The organism is Haladaptatus sp. SPP-AMP-3 (genome assembly GCF_049568665.1).
Lineage (GTDB): Archaea > Halobacteriota > Halobacteria > Halobacteriales > Haladaptataceae > Haladaptatus > Haladaptatus paucihalophilus.
The window spans coordinates 54,200-73,281 of sequence record NZ_CP145897.1 but is presented as its reverse complement, the minus strand read 5'-3'; the positions used below and the strand labels follow the sequence as shown (position 1 = coordinate 73,281).

Here is a 19,082-nt window from a genome sequence, read left to right as displayed (position 1 = left end):
GAATAATCGGGATAATCCGGGTGGCTCGACTCAGTTGATGGTCGTGTGTTCGCTCTCCTCGTTGAGCGCCAGATTCGCCGCGATTTCCGCGTTCCGCATGGCGTACTGGGCGGTGTGCTGGAGGCTGACGAGCACGTCCCGGACTTCGAGCAGGTCGTCGTTCGACATTTCGGGGAGGTCCGAGAGGATGTCCGACTCCCGGTCGCCGAGTTCGTGGAACTTGTGCCTGACTTCGAGCGTCATGTCGTAGTCACGCTCGACGCTCGCCTTCACGGCCAGTGCGGTCATCTCGTCCACCTGGTCGGTGAACTCCCGGATGCGGCGCATCGTCGAGCTATCGACTTCGAGCGTGTGCCCCTCCGCTTCGAGGACGATATCCGCGATGTCCTCCGCGTTGTCGGCCGTGAGTTCGAGATTCTTCGCTATCGAGCGGTAGCCGATGAGCGGGAAACCGCTGTCCAACCCGATGGCGCGGGCGATGGAGGGGTTCTCGTGTGCCGTGAAGATGAGGCGCAAGAGGAGGACGAATATCTTGTTCGCCTGCCGTTCACGGTTGAGCGCCCGCTGGGCGAGGTCGGGGTTACCGTGGGCGAGCGCCTTCACTGCCTCGCCGCGCATGGTGCTCCCCGTGTTCTCCAACCGTTCGAGCAGGTTGTCCAAGTCGAAGTCCTCGGGGTCCACGGAGCACCGAATGGCAATGCTCTCCGGCGTCTCCTCGATGACGCCCAACCCCATCAACTGCGTCTCCGCGTTGTAGACGGCGTTGATGTGGCTGCTTTCGAGCGTGTCCTCGCTCACGACGTGGATGACGCGCCGTCCGAGGACGTACTGGGCGACGATAGCGCGTTCGACCGCATCCGCGTCCAACTGTTCGGTGTGAATCGTCGCCTCCGACTCCTCGTCGTGGGCCGACTCGGGCAGGACGGTGAGCGTCCCCTTCCCGCTGATGCGAAGGGACACCTCGTCGCCCTTCTCGACCCCGTGTTGCTGTGCCCACTCCGCCGGGAGGGTCATCGCCAACGTCGACGGACCCAGCCGCTGTACCTTTCGTGTTTCCATATCCTTGCATCCGCGTAGAAAGCCTTAAACTTCACCGTATGTCACTAAATGCCTCACGATAGTTTCAACATTCGTCGTTCGAACCGCCCGACTCGCACCTTCCACCAGCCGCGCAAGGACTCGTCGACCCCCTCGTCGCCCGTATCCGCCCGAAGGACGCCGATGCCGTCCAGTTTCGTCTTCGAGGCGACGATTTCGACGTCCGACCGCCGAATCACGGCCGGTGAAATCTGGTGGTTTCCCCGCCCGAAGACGAACCCCTGCCCGCCGATGGGCGAGACGACGATGACGTTCTCGTCGCCGAGCGCGGCGAGGAGTGCCTCCTCGTTGGCGTCGCGGGCGACGACCTCCCCGTCGCGCCACACGTCCACGCCGAGCGGCGACCCGTCGAATCCCAACTCGGATTTGATGGCTCCGACGGTGCTTCCCGGTCCGAGGACGTAGGTGACGCCCGGTTTCGCGTCGTCCGCGACCCCGGTCGCGAGGCTCTCGACGGTTCCGCCGCCGAGTTGCTTCCCCGACTGGAGCGACTCGGCCACCGGAACGCTGGCGACGGCCTTCAGTTCGGCCCGCACCTCGCCCGCTCGGTAGGCCTCCTCGTCGATGTCGTTCACCTCGCGCTCCTCCGTCCGGTCGAACGACGCCGCGACCCGTCCCGCCGCCTTCGGCGTCACCGCGAACACCGAGGAGTAGATTTTCACCCCGGCGGGGACGCCGAGCATCGGGACGTCCGCGCCGGACTCGGCCAACGTCTCGGCCACGTCCACGGCGGTTCCGTCCCCGCCGACGAACAGAACGAGGTCCACGCCGTCCGCGACCAGTCGGCGAACCGCCTCGCGGGTGTCCGCCGCGCTCGTTTCCTCCTCGCCGGGTTCGCCGACGATTTCGGGGTCGAACCCCGCGGCGCGCGCCTCTTCCGCTCCCATCTCACCGCCGTAGGTCAGCAGTTCGGTGTCCGGCGCGCGGTCGTACAGCGCCGACAGGGCGGCAACGGCCCTGTCGGGGGCGCGTCGCTCCGCTCCTCGGTCCCGCGCCTCCGCGACCTTCCCGTCGGTTCCCTTCAGGCCGACTCGCCCGCCCATGCCAGCGATCGGGTTGACGACCACGCCGATTCGCATATGGCTGGGGCTTGGGCACCCCGAAGGAAAGGCGTATGGGTACCGACAGTCGGACCACCGGGACCCGTTTCGCCGCGGGATGTCCTCCATTCAGGTCCCCCGTCCGGTCTCCATCCATCCGCGTCACTCCGCCCTCCTCGCCAGTCGAACGGGTGCGCCAGCGCGCTTCGCGCGAGGCGGGAGACGCGAGCGGCGAGCGCATTCCCGCGCTGGCGGGGAGGTGTGGGGATACTAGCAGTACGGGTTCGGGATGGGTGCGGTGCGGGATGCTCGCGGCCAGTCGTCGTCCCGAAAAACGAGACGACGAAAAGAGAAGCCGACGCGAGGGAAGTGCCGACCATCGACCGCTTGACCGGGACCATTCCGAAACCGAGCTAACAGGAGCAGTAGTAGTCGGTGGTGCCGAACTCGGTCTTTACGAGTCGGTAGGCGGGACCGACGTCGCTGGGTCGATACACGCCGGTCGTCAGGGCGTCCGAATCCTCGAACCCGCCGGAGAGCAGCGACTCCCACTCTCCCGCGGACAGCACGTCCGAGAACCCGGCCTCGCTCGACAGGAGTTTCAGGTAGTCGGCGAGGAAGACCCACGTCGCGTCGTGCGTCTCGCCGGATTCGAACTCCTCGCCGACCGCTTCGGCGTAGGCGGCCCCCGGAAGGTCGGCACCGGCCTGCACGGGCAGCGAAATCCACTTCCACGGGCGGGTGTTGACGTCGAGGAGGACGTACTCCTCGCGGTCCCGGTCGTAGACGAACTCGGATTCGCTGATGCCGTAGTAGCCCGTCTCCGCCAGCACCTTCAGCGCGCGGTCCTCGATTTCGGGCTGGTCGGCCGCACGAACCAGACACGAGGTGCCGAACGCTTGCGGGTAGCGCACGCGGGCGTTGCCGACGAACGTCACCGGGTCGCCGGACCGGGGGACGTAGGAGGCGAGTGAGCAGTCGCGGCCAGCCGCGATGTCCACCTTCTCCTGTGCCATGACGCGAATTCCGGCGTCCGCGGCCATGGCGGTCACGTCGGCCAACTCCTCTCGGTCTGCGACCTCGATGACGTTGGTGCCGACGGCCTCCTCGAACTCGCGTTTGCGGGCGGGTTTGACCACCAGCGGGAAGCCGAGGGCGTCGGCCGCGTCGTCCAGGTCCGTCTCCGAGAGGCGGTACGTCTCGGGGTACGGGACGCCCAACTCCTCGGCTTTCGCGTAGAGCGACTCCTTGTCGAGAACGGCGTCGATGGTCTCCCGACCGGCGAACGGCAGGCGGACGCCCTCGGGTTCCGTCCCGGCGAAGGCGTGAACCCACTCGTCCATGCACGGGAACGCGACGGGTTCGTGGTCCAATTCGGCGGCGAGCGCTTCCACGTCGTCGCGGAATCCGTCCAAATCGTCGAGCGGGAACGTCACCCGCCCGGCGAAGTCCACGGCGCCGGAGTACGGCGCGACGCCCTTGCCGTCCCGGTCGATGGCGATGACGGGCACGTCGTGGGCGGAAAGCGCGCGAGCCACGCTCAATCCGGTGACGTGTGCGTTGCAGACTATCGCCGGTGGTTTGTCGAACGTCGTCTCGGCGAGCGCGCGTCGAAGCCCCTCGAAGGAACGGAATTTGTCGGCCATGGACTCGATTTTCGGAGGGGTACCTAAAGGCTGTTCGACCGGGTGAAAGCCGCCGGTATCTCGGGTACGGAAACGGAGACGAGAACGAAGAGGAGAGAATTTAGAACCGAACCGACCCGAAAATCGGGGTCGATCGCCGATCGAGTTCGGCTTACTCTTCGTCCGCGACGAGTCGAATCGGGTAGTCGGTGAAGTTCTCGTAGCCGTCCTCCGTGACGACGGCGATGTCCTCGATGCGGACGCCGCCGACTTCGGGGTCGTACAGGCCGGGTTCGATGGTGACGACGTGGCCGGGTTCCAACTCGCCGCCGCTGGGGCTGAGTCGGGGGTCCTCGTGGACGTCCAGTCCGACGCCGTGGCCCGTGCTGTGGATGAATCCCGTCTCCGCGTTCGGGTTGCTCCGGAGCGTGTCGTAGCCCGCCTCCTCGTACACGTCGCACACGGCGGCGTGAACGTCCTCGCCAGTCGCGCCGGGTTCGAGGGCGTCGAAGGCCGCGTCGAACGCCTCGTGCGTGAGTTCGTAGCGTTCGCGTATCTCCTCGGACGGTTCGCCACGGACGAAGGTCCGGGTCATGTCGGCGTGGTACTTCGAGGTCTTGTCGCGCGGGAAGATGTCGATGATGATTGCCTCGTTCGCCGCGAGCGGACCGCTGCCGCGGTCGTGCGGGTCCGCACCCGCCGCGCCGCAAGCCACGATGGTCTCGTCAAGCGCGGCCCCGTGGCGGAGGAGCGTCACCTCTATCTCCTCTTTCACGCGCTCGCTGGTCAGCGGTTCGCCCTCGTAGTAGAGCAGACCGTCCTCTATCGTCGCCGCCGCGAGCAGGTCCTCGGCGGCCCGCATGGACGCCTCGTTCGCCTTCTGTGCCACGCGGACGTGTTCTATCTCCTCGTCCGTCTTCGTCGCCCGAATCCGCACGAGGACCGAGGAGTTGTCGGGGCGAACGGTCACGCCTGCCTCGCGCAGTCCGTCCGCGGTGCCGACGGGGAACCGGGCGGGGACCGCCACCGACTCGACGCCGCGGTCGGCGAGGAACTCGGCGATGATGTGGTTCTTCGCCGCCTCCGGTCCGTGTTCGGCTATCTTCTCGTAGTAGTCGTACTCCGACAGTCGGGAGACGGTTTCGGCGTTGCTCTCCTTTTTCGCCCGGCCGTACTCCAGACTGGAGACGAGGAGGTGGACGCCATCGGCGTACAGCGTCGTGAAGGCGTCCGGCGCGTCGAAACCCGAGAGATACAACTGGTCCGAATCCGTCGAATCGGCGTCGATGAGGAAGCCATCCACACCCATCGAGTCGAGGGCAGAATCCAATTCCGAGAGGTCCTGTGCCATATCCCTCGCCACAGAGGCGACGACCAAAACGATGTCGGAGCGCGAACGTGTTCCCGGCAACATCGCCCGGGAACCTCCCTCGGACTGCCGAACGGTTCGAGCAGTGCTGTGTGAATGTCCTTCCCGTCGGCGGTCGCGGAACTCGCCGCCAGTTTCCGCCGAAATCCACATCCTCCTTCACGACGAACTACCACTCATCATGGGTGGGTATTTGGTCGCGCTCGACGGGTCGCCGTCGAGCACGGACGCACTGAACTACGCGGTGGACCTCGCGGCGGACACGGACGCCTCGGTCACGGCGATTCACGTCGTCGTTCCGACGGAGGTGTTCGCGGGGGGCGACGTGCCGCCGACGAGTTTCGCCGAGGCGGACCGCGAACTCCTCTTGACGGGGGTCGAGGACGCGGAAACACGCGGGCAGGAACTGCTCGACAATGCAGTAGCGAGCGCGGAGCGCGAGGGAGTCGAAATCGAAACCGGCCTGCTGTACGGCGAACCCGTCGAGCGCGTCACGGAGTTCGCCGAGGACAACGGCTTCGACGCCATCTTCGTCGGCCATCGGGGCGCGTCGGAGCGCTACGAAACCCTGTTCGGTAGCGTGGCCAAACAGGTCGCCGGGCGCGCCACGGTTCCCGTCACCATCGTGAGGTGAGGCGACTCCGACCGCCGGGACGGCACCGACCGGCGATATTTTCCGGGGGGCGGTAGCCTGATACCCGTTCGGATAGACGGGTCGGACATGGACGTCGAAATCTCCCAGTCTGAGCTCTCGGGGACGGCGCGGGCACCCCCGTCGAAGAGCTACACGCACCGTGCGATTCTCGCGGCGGGTTACTCCGGCGGCGCGCTGGTGTTCGACCCGCTCATCAGCGCCGACACGAAGGCGACGATGCAGGCCGTCGATGCCTTCGGCGGCGACGTGACCGACACCGGCGAGGCCATCGAAATCGACGGCTTCGACGGCGAACCGACGACCCCGGCGGACGTGCTCGATTGCGCGAACAGCGGGACGACCACCCGACTCGTTTCGGGGACAGCGGCGCTCGTCGACGGCATTACCGTGCTGACCGGAGACGCGTCGCTCCGCTCGCGGCCGCAAGGACCGATGCTCTCCGCCATCGACCAACTCGGCGGACGGGGCGAAAGCACCCGCGGCAGCGGCAAAGCGCCGCTCGTCCTCAAGGGTCCGATTTCGGGCGGAACGGTGTCGATTCCGGGCGACGTGTCGTCACAGTACGTTTCGGCACTGCTGATGGCGGGCGCCCTGACCGACGAGGGCGTGACCATCGACCTCGAAACGGAACTCAAGTCGGCCCCCTACGTGGACATCACGCTGGAGTTGCTGGACGACTTCGGCGTCACCGCCGAGAAACGCGACGGCGGCTACCGCGTCGATGGCGGACAGTTCTACGAACCAAGCGACGGCGAGTATCACGTCCCCGGCGATTTCTCCTCGATTTCGTATCTCCTCGCGGCGGGCGCGGTCGCGGCCGATGACGACGAGCGCGTCCAAATCGAGGGCGCGTATCCGAGCGCACAGGGCGATACGTTCATCGTGGACGTGCTAGACCGCATGGGCGCGGACGTCGAGTGGAACCGCAACGACGGCGTGCTCACGGTTCGACGGTCATCGCTCTCGGGCGTCACGGTCGACGTCGGCGACACGCCCGACCTGCTTCCGACCATCGCCGCGCTCGGCGCTCTCGCCGACGGCGAGACGCGAATCGAGAACTGCGAACACGTTCGCTACAAGGAGACCGACCGCGTGGCCGTGATGGCGAAAGAACTCTCGACCCTCGGAGCGAGCGTCGAAGAGGAAGACGACGCGCTCACGATATACGGCGACGAATCGAACCTCGTTGGCTCGGTCGTGGACGGGCACGGCGACCACCGAATCGTGATGGCGCTCGCGGTCGCCGGACTCGCCGCCGACGGGACGACGATGATCGCCGACGCGGAGCACGTCGACGTGTCGTTCCCCGACTTCTTCGACGTCCTCTACGACCTCGGAGCGGGCGTACAGCGCTGAGGTTCACTCCTTCTGGCACGTCGCGGTGACGCCGATTCCGTCCGGTCCGACGTCTATCAGAATGACGTTCGTATCACAGCCCTCCATCTGCCAGTCGACGGTGCGCCACATGTCGTTGTCGAGTTCGACGTTCACCTCGTACGTGTCCGCTTCGAGGATATTCCGACGGTTCGCTATCCATCCGGGAAAGAGGTAAAAGTCGGACTTGTAGTGGTCGCCCGTTCGATTTCCGTCGATAGTCACCGTGACGACTCGGCGCTCGTCGAAGAAATTGCGAACGCGGAGGCTCACCGGTTTCGCGGCGTCAGCACCGTTATCGACTGGGAGGCGACTGACACAACCCGCGAAACTTCCCGCGAGACCGAGCAGGGCGGTGAATCGACGCCGATTCATCGCCTCCGTCTTCGCGTTCCGGCTATAAATTTTCTTTCGGCCGTCGTGGCGAAACGTTCCGCGGCCTGTAACCTCTAAATGGTAGGGTGCCAGAGGAACGGGTAATGAACGGAAACCGATTCGGACGCCTCTTTCAGGTGACGACCTACGGCGAGAGCCACGGGGAAGCCATGGGCGTCACGGTGAGCGGTTGCCCGGCAGGGCTGGAACTCACGACCGACGACGTACAGGCCGACTTGGACCGACGGAAACCCGGTCAGTCGATGATATCCACCAGTCGGGACGAACCCGACGCCGTAACCATCAACAGCGGGATTCAAGACGGTTACACCACGGGAACGCCCATCGGAATGGTCATCCAGAACAAGGACGCCCGCTCGGGGAAGTACGAACCGTTCATCACCGCGCCGCGGCCGAGCCACGGGGATTTCACCTATTCGGCGAAGTTCGGGACGCGAAACTGGGGCGGCGGCGGTCGGTCGTCCGCGCGCGAGACGGTGAACTGGGTCGCGGCGGGAGCCATCGCCAAGAAGATACTCGCGGCGGAGGGTATCGAACTCAAAGCCCACGTCAATCAGATCGGCGACGTACGCACCGACGACGTGAGTTTCGAGCAGATACTCGAACACAGCGAGGAGAACGAAGTCAGGTGTGCCGACCCCGACGCCGCCGCCGAGATGCGCGAGTTGATAGACGACTATCAAGAGAAGGGCGATTCCATCGGCGGGTCGATATACTTCGAAGCGCGCGGCGTTCCGCGCGGGTTGGGCGCACCGCGGTTCGATTCCGTCGAGTCTCGCCTCGGACAGGCGATGATGTCCATACCGGCGACCACCGCCTTCGAGTTCGGGCTCGGTCGAGAGGCGCGCGAATGGGCCGGGCACGACCGAAACGACGAGTGGGAGTTCGACGAGAGAGACGACCCGAAACCCGTGACGAACCGTCACGGCGGCCTTCAGGGCGGCATCACCACGGGCGAACCGATTCACGGCGAGGTTACGCTCCACGCGCCGACCTCAATTCCGAAGACCCAGACGACGGTCGATTGGGAAACCGGCGAGGAGAAGGACGTGCAGGTCATCGGCCGTCACGACCCCGTGCTCCCGCCACGCGGCGTCCCCGTGGTCGAGGCCATGCTCGCGCTGACGCTCGTGGATTTCATGTTGCTCGGCGGGCGGGTCAATCCCGACCGACTGGACGACCGACCGGGTGCGTACGAAACTGACTATCATCCCAGCCGCCCCGAGACGTAATTTTATATCGCTTGCGGTACATATTTCTGTTGTATCGTAGATGAACAGACCAAATGTCGACAGTGGCGAAGAAAATGGAACAAGTATCCCAACACGCGTCGCTTCCGATCCGCACGCGTACCACGTGTATTGTGATACGGCGACACCACGATTTCTGAGCGAAACCGTCATCGAATCGGTCGCGTCGATTCGAGGTGTAGACCCGACCAAAACTCGAATTCCGCTGGCTGACGTTATCGACCCCGACGCCCTCGACGCGCTCTTTACCGACACGCGTGAAGGGGAAGACCGAAAACGGGGCCACATCACGTTCACGATAGACGGTTTCACGGTGTTCGCACACTCGAACGGGCACGTGTTGCTCCGTGAACGACCCACTGACGACGAGACGAGCGAACGGTAAGACTGTCGCATTCGCTCGACGAGCGCCACCGTGCAGTCTCACCCCCTTTTATTCACAAACAAACTTATTACGAATTGCACCGTATGAGGCGAACAGACGACGGCGAACGTCAGTACTCCGGTCGTCGTATTTCGGACCGGTCGCCGCGGACGAACCGGTCGGCTGCGCCGTCAGAGATGGCTTCGGAAGCGTCCGCTGACGCGCGAACCCGTGTCGCCCTTCACCGTAAAACGATTCCCCTATCCACCGCGAAACACAGAACCGAACCAATGACACATCATCGTACCCTTTCCCTTCGGTCCACGACCCTCCAACAGCTATCGCACGCGACGAACGAGCACCGAGACCAGCCGCCATGACGAACGCGAATCTCGATTTCGGGGCGGGGAGTTGCGTCCTCGTCACCACTCCGGCGAGCGACGACGGTCGTACGGGAGATCACGACCTCCCCGCTCTCCCGTACGACGAAACGAACGCGCTGGTGGCCGTGACGTGCGATAAGTCCGCCGAGTCGTTTCTCCGAACGTGGCGACGCTCCGTCGGAACGCTCCCCGACCGTGTTCGACTCGTCGAGGTTGGCGGGGCGATACCGCCCACGGAGGACGGACCGTCCGCCGAACGCACCGTGCAGGCGGCCGTCGAAGCCGTCCACCGACCGAACGACCTCGATGGAATTCTATCGGCGGTCGCGTCCGCGCTCGCGGCGAACGACGCGGGGACGACGCTCGTTTTCGACTCGCTCACGACCGCGTTCGAGCACGTCTCGCCCCGTGAAATAATTCCCTTCTTCGATGCCGTCTCCGAGCGACTCGCGGACGCGAACGCCGTCGGGTACTTCTGTTATCACGGCGGGGCCGACGATTCGGAGGTCGCTCCCTTACGAGTGCTCGCGGACGAGATGGTCGAAGTCACCGACGAGGGAGGCCGCGACGTTCGCTCGTCCGCGACGATGGACCGCGACGCCCCCCCACTCGACGGCATGTTCGAGGCGCTCGGGTCGAGACGCCGACGTGACGCGCTTCGGTACCTTCTCGATACAGACGGGGCGGTCGCTATCGACGAGTTGGCGACGGCGGTCGCACGGCGCGAAATCGGCGAGGAGGAACTGGAATCCACCCAGCACCGTCAGTACTACTCGACGCTGTATCAGCTTCACCTCCCGAAACTCGATTCCGCGGGCCTCATCGATTACGACGAACGGGGTCACCGCGTCTCGGCGCGCGACGGCGCGCGATGGGCGGCGTCGTTCCTCGCCCTCGTCGAGGAGTAGCCCCTTTTAGGCTCGCCGCACAAGCGAACCCATGAACGCGAAACAGGAGGAGCGCTCGAACCCCTTCGGGATGGACGAGGAGTGTACGAACTGCGATTTATGCGAACGCCGTGAGCGAGTCGTCCACGGCTACGGCGACGTGGACGCCGATTTCCTGTTCGTCGGCGAGATGCCGAGCGCGGGGGCGGACGAAACCGGCGTCCCGTTCACCGGCGACGCGGCCGGGGAGCGACTGCAGGAACTTCTCGGTCGACTCGGCCTGAACGAGTCCCCGGCGGACGCCGCGGAACCCGAAATCGAGAACGCGTTTCTCACCCACCTGACGCGGTGTCACCACCCGGAACGCCCGCCGAACGACGGTGAAATAATGACGTGTGAGCCGTATCTGAACGCCGAGATTCGGATGATAAACCCCGAAATCCTCGTCCCGGTCGGTGCGGGCGCGCTGACCGAAATCGCCGCCGAATACACCACGAAGCCCGCAGCGGACATCGACATCGTGGACGACCACGCGACGACGATTCGCGGGCGGGGCTTCGAACTCGTGCCGATGATACATCCCGCAGAACAGACGGAAGAACAGGCGGAAGCGTTCGTCGCGCATTTCGCCGAGTTGATGGGGACGGACTACCGCCAGACGAAAGGACGACAGGGCCGATAACGGCCGACGGAAGGGCGGTACGGCCGATAACGGCAGGCGAAAGAACGACAGGGCCGACAAGCGGTCTCGATTTGGTTACCAGTACGGGTTCTGCCGCCACCGTTTCGACCGACCGCCGACGTGTGCCAGTCCGGCGGTGGCCACGACGAGCAGGGCGATGGAGGCGATGCTGGCGGTGACGGCGTCGCCGGTGAGCGTTTGCGTGACGAACGCGACGAGAGCGCCGACCGTGAGCGCCGCCAGAACGGCGACGCCGAGCAGACCGAGGGGTTTCGTCCAGTGCATGGCCGAAATTGGCACGAGGAGGGCATAAAATGGTGGCTTTCAAGACGCTTCCGCACCGACGGGCGGGTATGACCACCATCGCCGTACTGGCCGACCCGCCGCGCGAAGGGTTCGTCCTGCCGGAACTCCCCGAAACGTCGCCGCTCTCCGCAAGCGAGGCGACCGAACTGTACGCCGCCATGCTGAAGGACACGTTCCTCGCGGCGGCGAACAGCGGCGGCGAACTGCTCGTCAACTACCGTCCCGACGACCAAATCCCGGACGAGTACGAAGGTGCCGGGAGTTCCGAGGAAGAACTCCGCGCGCTGGCCGAGGAAGCGCTCGAGGACGTTAGCGACGTGCGCTTCGAAGTGCAGGTCGGCGAGACGCTCTCCGGACGCGCCGGAAACACGGCGACGCACCTGCTCGAAGAGGAAGGCGTGACTTCGGTCGCCATCGTGGACGGCACAACGCCCATGCTGACGCGGAAGGAAATCGACAGCGCGGCGATGAAACTCCGCCGGAGCGAGGTCGTCCTCGGCCCCGCGGACGACGGGCGACTCTACTACCTCGGCGCGACGGACACCATCGACTTCGAGGACGTGTACACCGTGCCGGAACTCGAAACGGCGACCCATCGGGCCGTCGATGCCGGACACGACGTGGACTACCTCCCCTCGATGACGAGCGTAGAGACGGGCGAGGACGTGCGGTCGCTGATTCCCCTGTTGAACGCACGCATCGCCGCGGAACGAATCGTCCCGGTCAACACGGCGTCGTACTTCCACAAACTCGGCGTGCGCGTCGAGGAACGGGACGGAGAACGCGAGTTGGTTCGGTAGAACAGTCTCCTTCGTCCGTCGTCCAATCGTCCGTCAGTCGGCGGACGGGACCGCACCCGCTTTTTCCGACGATTCGGTTTCGAGCCGCCACCCCGTGAGCGCCATCACGAACAGGATGGCGGGCGAGAGGAAGCCGAAGAGGTAGTACGGCGCGTAGGAGAGCGTCGAGACGCCGAGCGCGCCCGCCATGTAGATGGCCCCGGCGTGCCACGGAATGAGCGCGCCCGTCGGCGTCCCGGCGGCTTCGACGGCCCGCGAGAGGTCGCTGCTGTCGAGTCCGTGCTCCTCGTAGAGGTTGCGGAGCGTCATGCCCGGCACGACGATGCTCATGTACTGCTGGGCGCTGAGCGCGTTCGTCACCATGGCGGCCGCACCCGTTCCGGCGACCAAGCCGCCCACGCTGCCGACCGACTCGGAGAGGCGGTGGGCGAGAACCGCCAAGACGCCGGTCGTTTCCAGCAGGCCGCCGAGGGCGAGCGCAGCGACGACGACGCTGATGGTCCACGCCGAGCCTTCGATACCGCCGCTCTGGAGCAGTCCGTTGACGAGTTCCATACCCGTCTTCGGTTCGGTTCCGGCCAGCGCGACGTCCCACGCGGCGGTAAACGACATCCCTTGAACGAGGATGGCCGTCCCGACGCCCGAGAAGATGCCCGCGACGAGTGACGGCAGTGCGGGGTATCCCCGGAGCGCCAACCCGAACGTCGCCACGAGCGGGACGAACACCAGCGGCGAGATGTGGTACGTTCCGAGCAGCGCCTGCTGGATGCTCCCGACGCGACCGGTCGGTACCGCGCCGCTGGCCCGGAGGCCGAGAATCGCGTAACCGACGACGGCGAGGCCGAACGCGAGCATCGTCCCGGTTCGCATGCGGCGGATGTGGTCGTACAACTTCGTGTTCGTCACCGCCGCCGCGAGGTTGGTCGTGTCCGAGAGCGGCGACTGCTTGTCACCGGCGTACGCGCCGGAGAGGATGGCCCCGGCGGTCATCGGCGCGGGAATTCCGAGTCCCGACCCGATGCCGATGAAGGCGACGCCGAGCGTCCCCACCGTGGTCCACGACGACCCGATGGAGAAGGCGACGAGGCCGGACAGCACCGCCGTCACGGGGAGGAAGACGGTCGGAGACAGCAGTTTCAGCCCGTAGTACATCAACCCCGGAATCGTCCCGGAGCTGATCCACGTCGCGATGAGGGCGTAGATGGAGAACAGGATGAGCACCGCCTGTAGCCCCATCAACAGGCTATCGGCGATTCCGTCGTACAACTCGTCCCACGAGAGCCCGAGGACGTAGTAGCCGACGAGACCGGTAAACGCGATGGCCCACAGCAGCGGCATGTGCGGGGCCATCCCCAGCCACGCCGACCCGACCGCGAGGAACAGAATCGTCGCGAAAACGGGCAAGAGCGCCTGTCCGAACGAAGGTCGCCTGTCCTCCGGCAACTCGTCGTACGTCAGCGGCTCGAAATCCAGTGATGACATCGTACCCGGGAAAATGCACTAGGGGAATTAAACGGTTATGATTCAATGTCCCTGGATAATATCCCACTCGAGTAATCTATCTCGATGGATACGTCGCCGAACCGAGACCGACACTTCTTAGACCCGGTACCGAGTACACCCGCCCGTGGTGGGATGGCAGAGCGGCCTATTGCGCCTGCCTTGAAAGCAGGTGGCGTCATGCCTCTTGGGTTCAAATCCCAATCCCACCGTTCTCGACACGAACAGTCCGTGAGTGTCGAGTAAGGCGATTGGGTTTGAAGTACGGAAGAGGCAGTCTCATGAGCGATAGCGAGTGAGGAAGCGTCTTCAGGTGGTTCAAATCCCAATCCCACCGCTTTTCACGTGACTGACCGACGAGCGACGCGTAGCGGCGCTCGTCTCGGCAGGAGTGAAAAGCGGCGTTTGGATTCGAATTAGACCGAGGTTCTGCACGGAGTGCAGGTTCTCGGGCGTTGTTCAAATCCCAATCCCACCGTTCTCGACGCGAACGAATCGTGAGCGTCGAGTGAGGCGATTCAAGTCATCGTTCGGTTTACGACGTCGATCCCTTCGTTTCTCCTTCGAGGTAGTTGACGAGCCGTGATTCGAACAGGGCGGTCAAGGGCAGCACCAGCAACCAGCTGAGAATCGCGACGAACGGGTCGATGAACGCGATTCCTATCGAGAGGACGAAGACGATTGGTGACACGAAAAATCGCGCAGCTCGGATGGCCATCGCGCGGGGAGGGAGCCCTTCCTGCACGAGGCGTCGCCGCGAGGCGTGACCCCACAATCCAGCGAGGAGGAAGCCCGTGGCGGCGAGCGTTCCCGCGTAGAACATGATGCCGAACTGGCCGGGATAGGCGGTGAACAGGGACGTGGCGTAGGGCACGAACGCGACGAACAGGAGGAAGAGGAGGTTGAGCCAGACGAGGCGTTTGTCGGACTTCTCGATGTACACGAACACCCGTCTGTGGAGTACCCAGTACGAACCGATGACGAGAAAGCTGAACACGTATCCGAACAACTCGTGCCACTGTTCGAAAACGAGGGAGGGAAGCACCGACGCCGGTTCTCCCGCCGGGACTGTCGGCACGGAGATATCCAACACCAGCAACGTGATGGCGATGGCGAAGACGCCATCGCTGAACGTGACGAGGCGTTCCGTCTCCTCCGTCTCCCGTGAAAGAAGGCCGCTCATACGCTCTCAATAGGTGACGTGCGTGCTTTTATCTATCTCCGAAGAAACGAGTTCGACGGTTACGCCGGTTCGAAGCCCGAGTCCGTGACCGCGGCGAGCGGTTGGGTGGGCACGTCGCGGGACCACGACCATCCGTCGGTTCCGTCCGAGCCGTCGCGGCTGTTGTTCACGTTACCATCGTTCACGCGGACGATTTCGATGCCCGAGAGCATGGGGTCTTCCTTCCGGTGGAGGAACTTCAGGTGGAGGGTGCCGTCGCGGACCGTGACGGTGTACGATTTCATCGTTCCCCGGTCGTGACCGAGTTCTTTGTACATGTTGTACTTGTGGAGGACGCGCTCGCCCTCGATTTCGACGTCGAACTCCCGCGGTCCTTCCTTCTTGTGGTCGTTCCAACCCGAGTTGCCGAGATAGGTTTCCGCGAAGTACAGCCTGACCTCGTATTTCCCGCTCCGCACCGGGAAGCGGTACTGCATCTCGGTGTCGTCGGTCCGGTCGTTTTTCGTGTCGGCGTCGTACCGCCGACTCTGGAACATCGCCTCGGGCGTGCCCGCCGGAACCGCGGGCGTCATAGCGATGGGGTCGTTCGTTCGGTTGGTGTGACTGCCGCTGACACGCGCGTTCCCGAACCGAACGGGGCCGTTTTCGGTATCCGCCAGCCAGTTCGGTCCAGTGTCCGACGAGGAAAGTCGCCGTCCACCGACGTTGACACGGTACCGAACCGTCTTGCTCGGTGCCGTCGTCGCTGTCGTCGTTTGTGTCGTCGTGGTGGTCCGTGCCGTCGTGGTGGACGGTCGCGTGGTGGTCGAAGTCGTTCGTGTCGTTTGCGTCGTTTGCGCTGCCGTCGTGGTCGTGGCGGTCGGCGTCGTCTGTGTCGTTTCGACCGGAGTACTGGTGTCGTTCGCACCGCCGGACGCCGGTTGGAGGACGCCGCCCGGCACCCCCGTCACGATCAGTATTCCCGCAACGAAGAAAACGACGCCACCGCCGATAAGTATCCCGTGGATGAATCCGCCGGATGAAGAGCCTGACATGTTTCTCATCTCCCCCGCGTATACCGCGCCATGCTCCGAGGTTCAACAGGCCACCCAGTTAATTATACACCGGTTAAAGTGCAATCGAGCCGAAAGTACGTGCGTGATTTTACCGCCCCTATTTGAACGCACCCGGATTTCCCGATAGAGATATTGGACGTCCAAAAACGGACGACGATGATAACCGAACCGCACGAACTCACCGAGCAAGAACACGAAACGTTGCGGAGCGCCATGGAACGGGGAGACTACGAGATTTCGCGGTGGGTGACGACCACGGGCCTCGACGAGGAACTCGGCGTCTCACACCAAGCCGTCTCGGAACGGTTACGGTGCAGTCATCTGTGTTTGGTCGAACGCGGACACCCCACGCCGAGGAAGTGAGACAGAAAGCAACCCTTTTCGTCTCCCCTGATAGAGGTGCGAACATGGACTGGCCTCACGACCCGGATGGTGACGAAGGGAGCGAGGGAGGACGAAAGTACGGACTCGCTATCCTCGCGAAGAAATTGGACGAGGACGAGGACTTCCCGCTCGAACGCGACGAGTTCGTCGAGGAACACTCCGACGAGCCGATTCGAATCAACTACAAGAAGGTCGTCAGCGTCGGCGACATCTTCGAACACGTCGAACCGACCGAGTTCGAGACGATAACCGACTTCCACAAAGCCGTCGGCAACGCGATGCGGGCCGGTGACTTCTGGGACTACCACCCGGTCGGCGAAAACCCCGAGAAGAAACGCGCCTAACTACTCCGACTTTTCCGACGACCATCGCTCACCGCCACCGCCGGGTGTCGCGGCGGGCGCTTCGGTTCGCTCGGTTCCCTCGTCCGTCGGGAGTCGAATCTCCTCTTCGACGTCCCACGCGTGCTCCGTTCGCGTCTCCGCGCGGATCTTCTCTTCGAGGAGGTTGACCGCGACCCGGTTTGCGCCCTCGGGGATGATGAGGTCGGCGTGCTTTTTCGTCGGTTCGACGAACTGCTCGTGCATCGGCTTGACCGTCGAGAGGTACTGTTCCATGACGCCTTCGAGGTCGCGTCCGCGGTCCACCACGTCCCGCTCGATTCGGCGGAGAATTCGAACGTCGGCGTCGGTTTCGACGTACACCTGCAGGTCGAGCATCTCGTTGAGTTCGGAGTCGTACAGCGCCAGGATGCCTTCGAGGACGACGACGTCCGTCGGTTCGACCGTGACGCGTTCGTCCTTGCGGTTGTGGACGCTGAAATCGTACTGGGGCATCTCGATGGATTGGCCCGAGAGCAACGAGTCGAGGTGGTCGCGGAGCAGTTCCCATTCGAACGCCGACGGGTGGTCGTAGTTTATCTCCGTCCGCTCCTCGAAGTCGAGGTGCGAGAGGTCCTTGTAGTAGTTGTCCATCGGAATGCGAGTGACCGAATCACTCCGCGCTTCCGTTATCTCGCGGGCCACTGTCGTCTTCCCCGCGCCAGTGCCCCCCGCGATACCGATGACGAACGACGGGATACTCATTGTGGGGTGCAGGTGGAAGGGAGATTTGAATCTCCCGGAATCCGACGCGGTCCGAGAGCTGACGTTCCGATATTCTCACGGTTCGCCGTCCAATCCCCGAGAAACCTCCGTCATCTCATTTTTGAGGCGCAAATCACGATTAGGACCGCTTATACGATAGTGCTGCCAACGCACGACCAACAGTGACGAACGCCCAGATAACGTTGATTCAGATCGACAACTACGGGCCGTGGACCGTGACGCCCGAACCGCGTCGGGAAGTGGACCTTCAAACGCTGCAATCGCGCTTGTACGCCGACCTCTCGCAACTCATCGGCAACCGAGAGGGGTACGTCTTTTTCACGCGCTTCGACAACATGGTGGCCGTGACGAACGGTCTCTCTCTGGACGACCACGCGCTCGTGCAGGAATCGATCGGCAACCGCTATCCCGTGACCGTGAGTTTGAGCGTCGCCACCGGCACGAATCCGGTGAAGGCCCTTCACGACGCCACGGAACTGCTACAGAATGCCGGAAGCGCACAGGACCACTCGCGCCGGGAGATTCTCGACGGTCGGACGATAGACGAGGAGTTCCGGACGGACGACGACGTGCAGATCGCCCACTTCGACGTGAACGACATGACCGGCAACTACACCGACGAGGTGAACGCCTTCGATTCGTTCATCCACATCGAGCAGGGGTACGCCGAACTGATGCGCTACATGCGCGAGGCACACGACTCGCTCTCGTTTTTCGTCGGGGGCGACAACGTTATCGCCGTCTGTCCGAATCTGACCGAATCGGACTACGAGGACGCGATTCGACACGTCGAGGAAACCGTCGAAGTCGACCTGAAAGTCGGCGTCGGTCAGGGCCGGGTGCCACAGGACGCGGGAATGGACGCGAAACACGCGTTGGAAACGTGTCGTGCGACCGGCAGCAGAATCGAGTTCGAATAGTCGCCCCCGAATTCCGGCCGTCGGTTTCGGGACCGAAAACGTAGCTAGTACTATTCGACGGACGCGGGAATAAAGATGCCGGGGATACTTTTTAGGACGGTTGTGTCAAACGTTCACATATGGACGCTGAAGTCATAGTGAGGGACGTGATGACCCGGGAATACGTCGGGGTCAGCGAATCCGACACCGTGCTGGGTGCGGTTCGCCTCATGTCGGATGAGGGTGTGGGGAGCGTCGTCGTCCTCCGTGGACGTGAACCGGTCGGAATCATGACGGAGGCGGACGTACTGTCCCTCGTCGCGGACGAGAAAGACACCAAGGAAACCACCGTCTCCGAAGCGATGTCGAAACCGGTCATCTCGATGCGTCCCGACCGTAGCCTCGCCGACGCGGCCGGGATGATGGCACAGCAGGGGATTCGACGCATCATCATCACCGGGGCCGACGACGAACTGCTCGGCGTCCTCACCGAACGGGACGTCATCTCGGCGTCCGCATCCCCGCCGAGCATCGCGCGCTCCAACGACCGGGAGCGCGAACGGCAAGCCGCGGACACCGAACTCGGGGGAAGAATGGAGACGAACGGGGGGGACAGCGAGTACACGAATCAGAGCATCTGTGAGGTCTGCGGCGCGCTCACCCACGATTTGACGAACATCAACGGACAGTTGGTCTGTGCCGACTGCCGCGATTTCTAGCCGACTC

21 protein-coding genes and 1 tRNA gene are annotated in these 19,082 nt (G+C 63.9%); 12 read left to right on the top strand and 10 right to left on the bottom strand.

Going from position 1 to position 19,082, the window contains the following annotated elements; translation table 11 throughout:
• Positions 1 to 30: 30 nt before the first annotated feature.
• The 4 genes from V5735_RS00645 to V5735_RS00630 all read right to left on the bottom strand — a co-directional run bounded on the left by V5735_RS00645 (position 31) and on the right by V5735_RS00630 (position 5,114).
• Positions 31 to 1,059, bottom strand: coding sequence for a PhoU domain-containing protein (locus V5735_RS00645; RefSeq protein ID WP_423744595.1), 1,029 nt, complete (start codon positions 1,057 to 1,059; stop codon positions 31 to 33).
• 53 nt (positions 1,060 to 1,112) lie between these two features.
• A complete protein-coding gene (locus tag V5735_RS00640; RefSeq protein WP_423744594.1) occupies positions 1,113 to 2,177 on the bottom strand; it encodes an ATP-NAD kinase family protein in 1,065 nt (354 codons plus the stop codon).
• A gap of 374 nt (positions 2,178 to 2,551) precedes the next feature.
• Complete coding sequence (locus tag V5735_RS00635) at positions 2,552 to 3,784, bottom strand: carboxylate--amine ligase (protein WP_423744593.1); 1,233 nt, start codon at positions 3,782 to 3,784, stop codon at positions 2,552 to 2,554.
• Positions 3,785 to 3,935: 151 nt separating this feature from the next.
• Positions 3,936 to 5,114 carry a M24 family metallopeptidase gene (locus V5735_RS00630; RefSeq protein WP_423744592.1) on the bottom strand — a complete coding sequence of 393 codons (1,179 nt, stop codon included), beginning with the start codon at positions 5,112 to 5,114 and terminating at the stop codon, positions 3,936 to 3,938.
• Between the two features lie 31 nt (positions 5,115 to 5,145).
• Here V5735_RS00630 and V5735_RS00625 point away from each other — a divergent pair, with 31 nt between their 5' ends.
• Positions 5,146 to 5,766 (top strand): universal stress protein, encoded by a 621-nt coding sequence (locus V5735_RS00625; RefSeq protein WP_423744591.1) that lies wholly within the window; start codon positions 5,146 to 5,148, stop codon positions 5,764 to 5,766.
• A gap of 87 nt (positions 5,767 to 5,853) precedes the next feature.
• Positions 5,854 to 7,143, top strand: a complete 1,290-nt coding sequence (aroA, locus tag V5735_RS00620; protein ID WP_423744590.1) for a 3-phosphoshikimate 1-carboxyvinyltransferase — start codon at positions 5,854 to 5,856, stop codon at positions 7,141 to 7,143.
• A 3-nt stretch (positions 7,144 to 7,146) separates the two neighbouring features.
• Here the strand turns inward: aroA and V5735_RS00615 are convergent, their stop codons facing one another.
• A complete protein-coding gene (locus tag V5735_RS00615) occupies positions 7,147 to 7,536 on the bottom strand; it encodes a hypothetical protein (RefSeq protein ID WP_423744589.1) in 390 nt (129 codons plus the stop codon).
• 104 nt (positions 7,537 to 7,640) lie between these two features.
• Here V5735_RS00615 and aroC point away from each other — a divergent pair, with 104 nt between their 5' ends.
• From aroC to V5735_RS00595, 4 genes are all read left to right on the top strand, one after another.
• A complete protein-coding gene (gene aroC, locus V5735_RS00610) occupies positions 7,641 to 8,789 on the top strand; it encodes a chorismate synthase (RefSeq protein WP_423744588.1) in 1,149 nt (382 codons plus the stop codon).
• Between the two features lie 124 nt (positions 8,790 to 8,913).
• On the top strand, positions 8,914 to 9,192 hold the full coding sequence (locus V5735_RS00605) for a HalOD1 output domain-containing protein (RefSeq protein WP_423744587.1): 279 nt from the start codon (positions 8,914 to 8,916) through the stop codon (positions 9,190 to 9,192).
• A gap of 355 nt (positions 9,193 to 9,547) precedes the next feature.
• Positions 9,548 to 10,462 (top strand): DUF7504 family protein, encoded by a 915-nt coding sequence (locus V5735_RS00600; protein WP_423744586.1) that lies wholly within the window; start codon positions 9,548 to 9,550, stop codon positions 10,460 to 10,462.
• Positions 10,463 to 10,493: 31 nt separating this feature from the next.
• The gene (locus V5735_RS00595; protein ID WP_423744585.1) at positions 10,494 to 11,123 is read left to right on the top strand and encodes a uracil-DNA glycosylase; all 630 of its coding nucleotides are present in this window, start codon (positions 10,494 to 10,496) and stop codon (positions 11,121 to 11,123) included.
• A 75-nt stretch (positions 11,124 to 11,198) separates the two neighbouring features.
• Here the strand turns inward: V5735_RS00595 and V5735_RS00590 are convergent, their stop codons facing one another.
• Positions 11,199 to 11,408 carry a hypothetical protein gene (locus V5735_RS00590; protein WP_423744584.1) on the bottom strand — a complete coding sequence of 70 codons (210 nt, stop codon included), beginning with the start codon at positions 11,406 to 11,408 and terminating at the stop codon, positions 11,199 to 11,201.
• 68 nt (positions 11,409 to 11,476) lie between these two features.
• On the opposite strand from V5735_RS00590, the gene V5735_RS00585 reads away from it, so the two are divergent.
• A complete protein-coding gene (locus V5735_RS00585) occupies positions 11,477 to 12,229 on the top strand; it encodes a TIGR04282 family arsenosugar biosynthesis glycosyltransferase (RefSeq protein WP_423746044.1) in 753 nt (250 codons plus the stop codon).
• Positions 12,230 to 12,262: 33 nt separating this feature from the next.
• Here V5735_RS00585 and V5735_RS00580 read toward each other — a convergent pair whose 3' ends face one another.
• Positions 12,263 to 13,711: a Na+/H+ antiporter NhaC family protein gene (locus tag V5735_RS00580; RefSeq protein ID WP_423744583.1), complete on the bottom strand. Its 1,449-nt coding sequence runs from the start codon at positions 13,709 to 13,711 to the stop codon at positions 12,263 to 12,265.
• Positions 13,712 to 13,858: 147 nt separating this feature from the next.
• Between V5735_RS00580 and V5735_RS00575 the strand changes: the two genes are divergently transcribed.
• Positions 13,859 to 13,941: transfer RNA gene (locus tag V5735_RS00575), tRNA-Ser, on the top strand.
• Positions 13,942 to 14,264: 323 nt separating this feature from the next.
• Here V5735_RS00575 and V5735_RS00570 read toward each other — a convergent pair.
• Entirely contained in the window at positions 14,265 to 14,912 is a 648-nt protein-coding gene (locus V5735_RS00570; protein WP_423744582.1) for a TMEM175 family protein, read from the bottom strand.
• A 59-nt stretch (positions 14,913 to 14,971) separates the two neighbouring features.
• Positions 14,972 to 15,946: a malectin domain-containing carbohydrate-binding protein gene (locus V5735_RS00565; protein WP_423744581.1), complete on the bottom strand. Its 975-nt coding sequence runs from the start codon at positions 15,944 to 15,946 to the stop codon at positions 14,972 to 14,974.
• Between the two features lie 177 nt (positions 15,947 to 16,123).
• Between V5735_RS00565 and V5735_RS00560 the strand changes: the two genes are divergently transcribed.
• Entirely contained in the window at positions 16,124 to 16,330 is a 207-nt protein-coding gene (locus V5735_RS00560; RefSeq protein ID WP_423744580.1) for a helix-turn-helix domain-containing protein, read from the top strand.
• A 44-nt stretch (positions 16,331 to 16,374) separates the two neighbouring features.
• Positions 16,375 to 16,695, top strand: a complete 321-nt coding sequence (locus V5735_RS00555) for a DUF5785 family protein (protein WP_423744579.1) — start codon at positions 16,375 to 16,377, stop codon at positions 16,693 to 16,695.
• Here V5735_RS00555 and udk read toward each other — a convergent pair whose 3' ends face one another.
• Positions 16,696 to 17,436, bottom strand: a complete 741-nt coding sequence (udk, locus tag V5735_RS00550; protein WP_423744578.1) for a uridine kinase — start codon at positions 17,434 to 17,436, stop codon at positions 16,696 to 16,698.
• Between the two features lie 182 nt (positions 17,437 to 17,618).
• Here udk and V5735_RS00545 point away from each other — a divergent pair, with 182 nt between their 5' ends.
• Positions 17,619 to 18,377, top strand: a complete 759-nt coding sequence (locus V5735_RS00545) for a GTP cyclohydrolase III (RefSeq protein ID WP_423744577.1) — start codon at positions 17,619 to 17,621, stop codon at positions 18,375 to 18,377.
• Positions 18,378 to 18,496: 119 nt separating this feature from the next.
• Positions 18,497 to 19,075, top strand: coding sequence for a cyclic nucleotide-binding/CBS domain-containing protein (locus tag V5735_RS00540; RefSeq protein WP_423744576.1), 579 nt, complete (start codon positions 18,497 to 18,499; stop codon positions 19,073 to 19,075).
• The last annotated feature ends 7 nt before the right edge of the window (positions 19,076 to 19,082 follow it).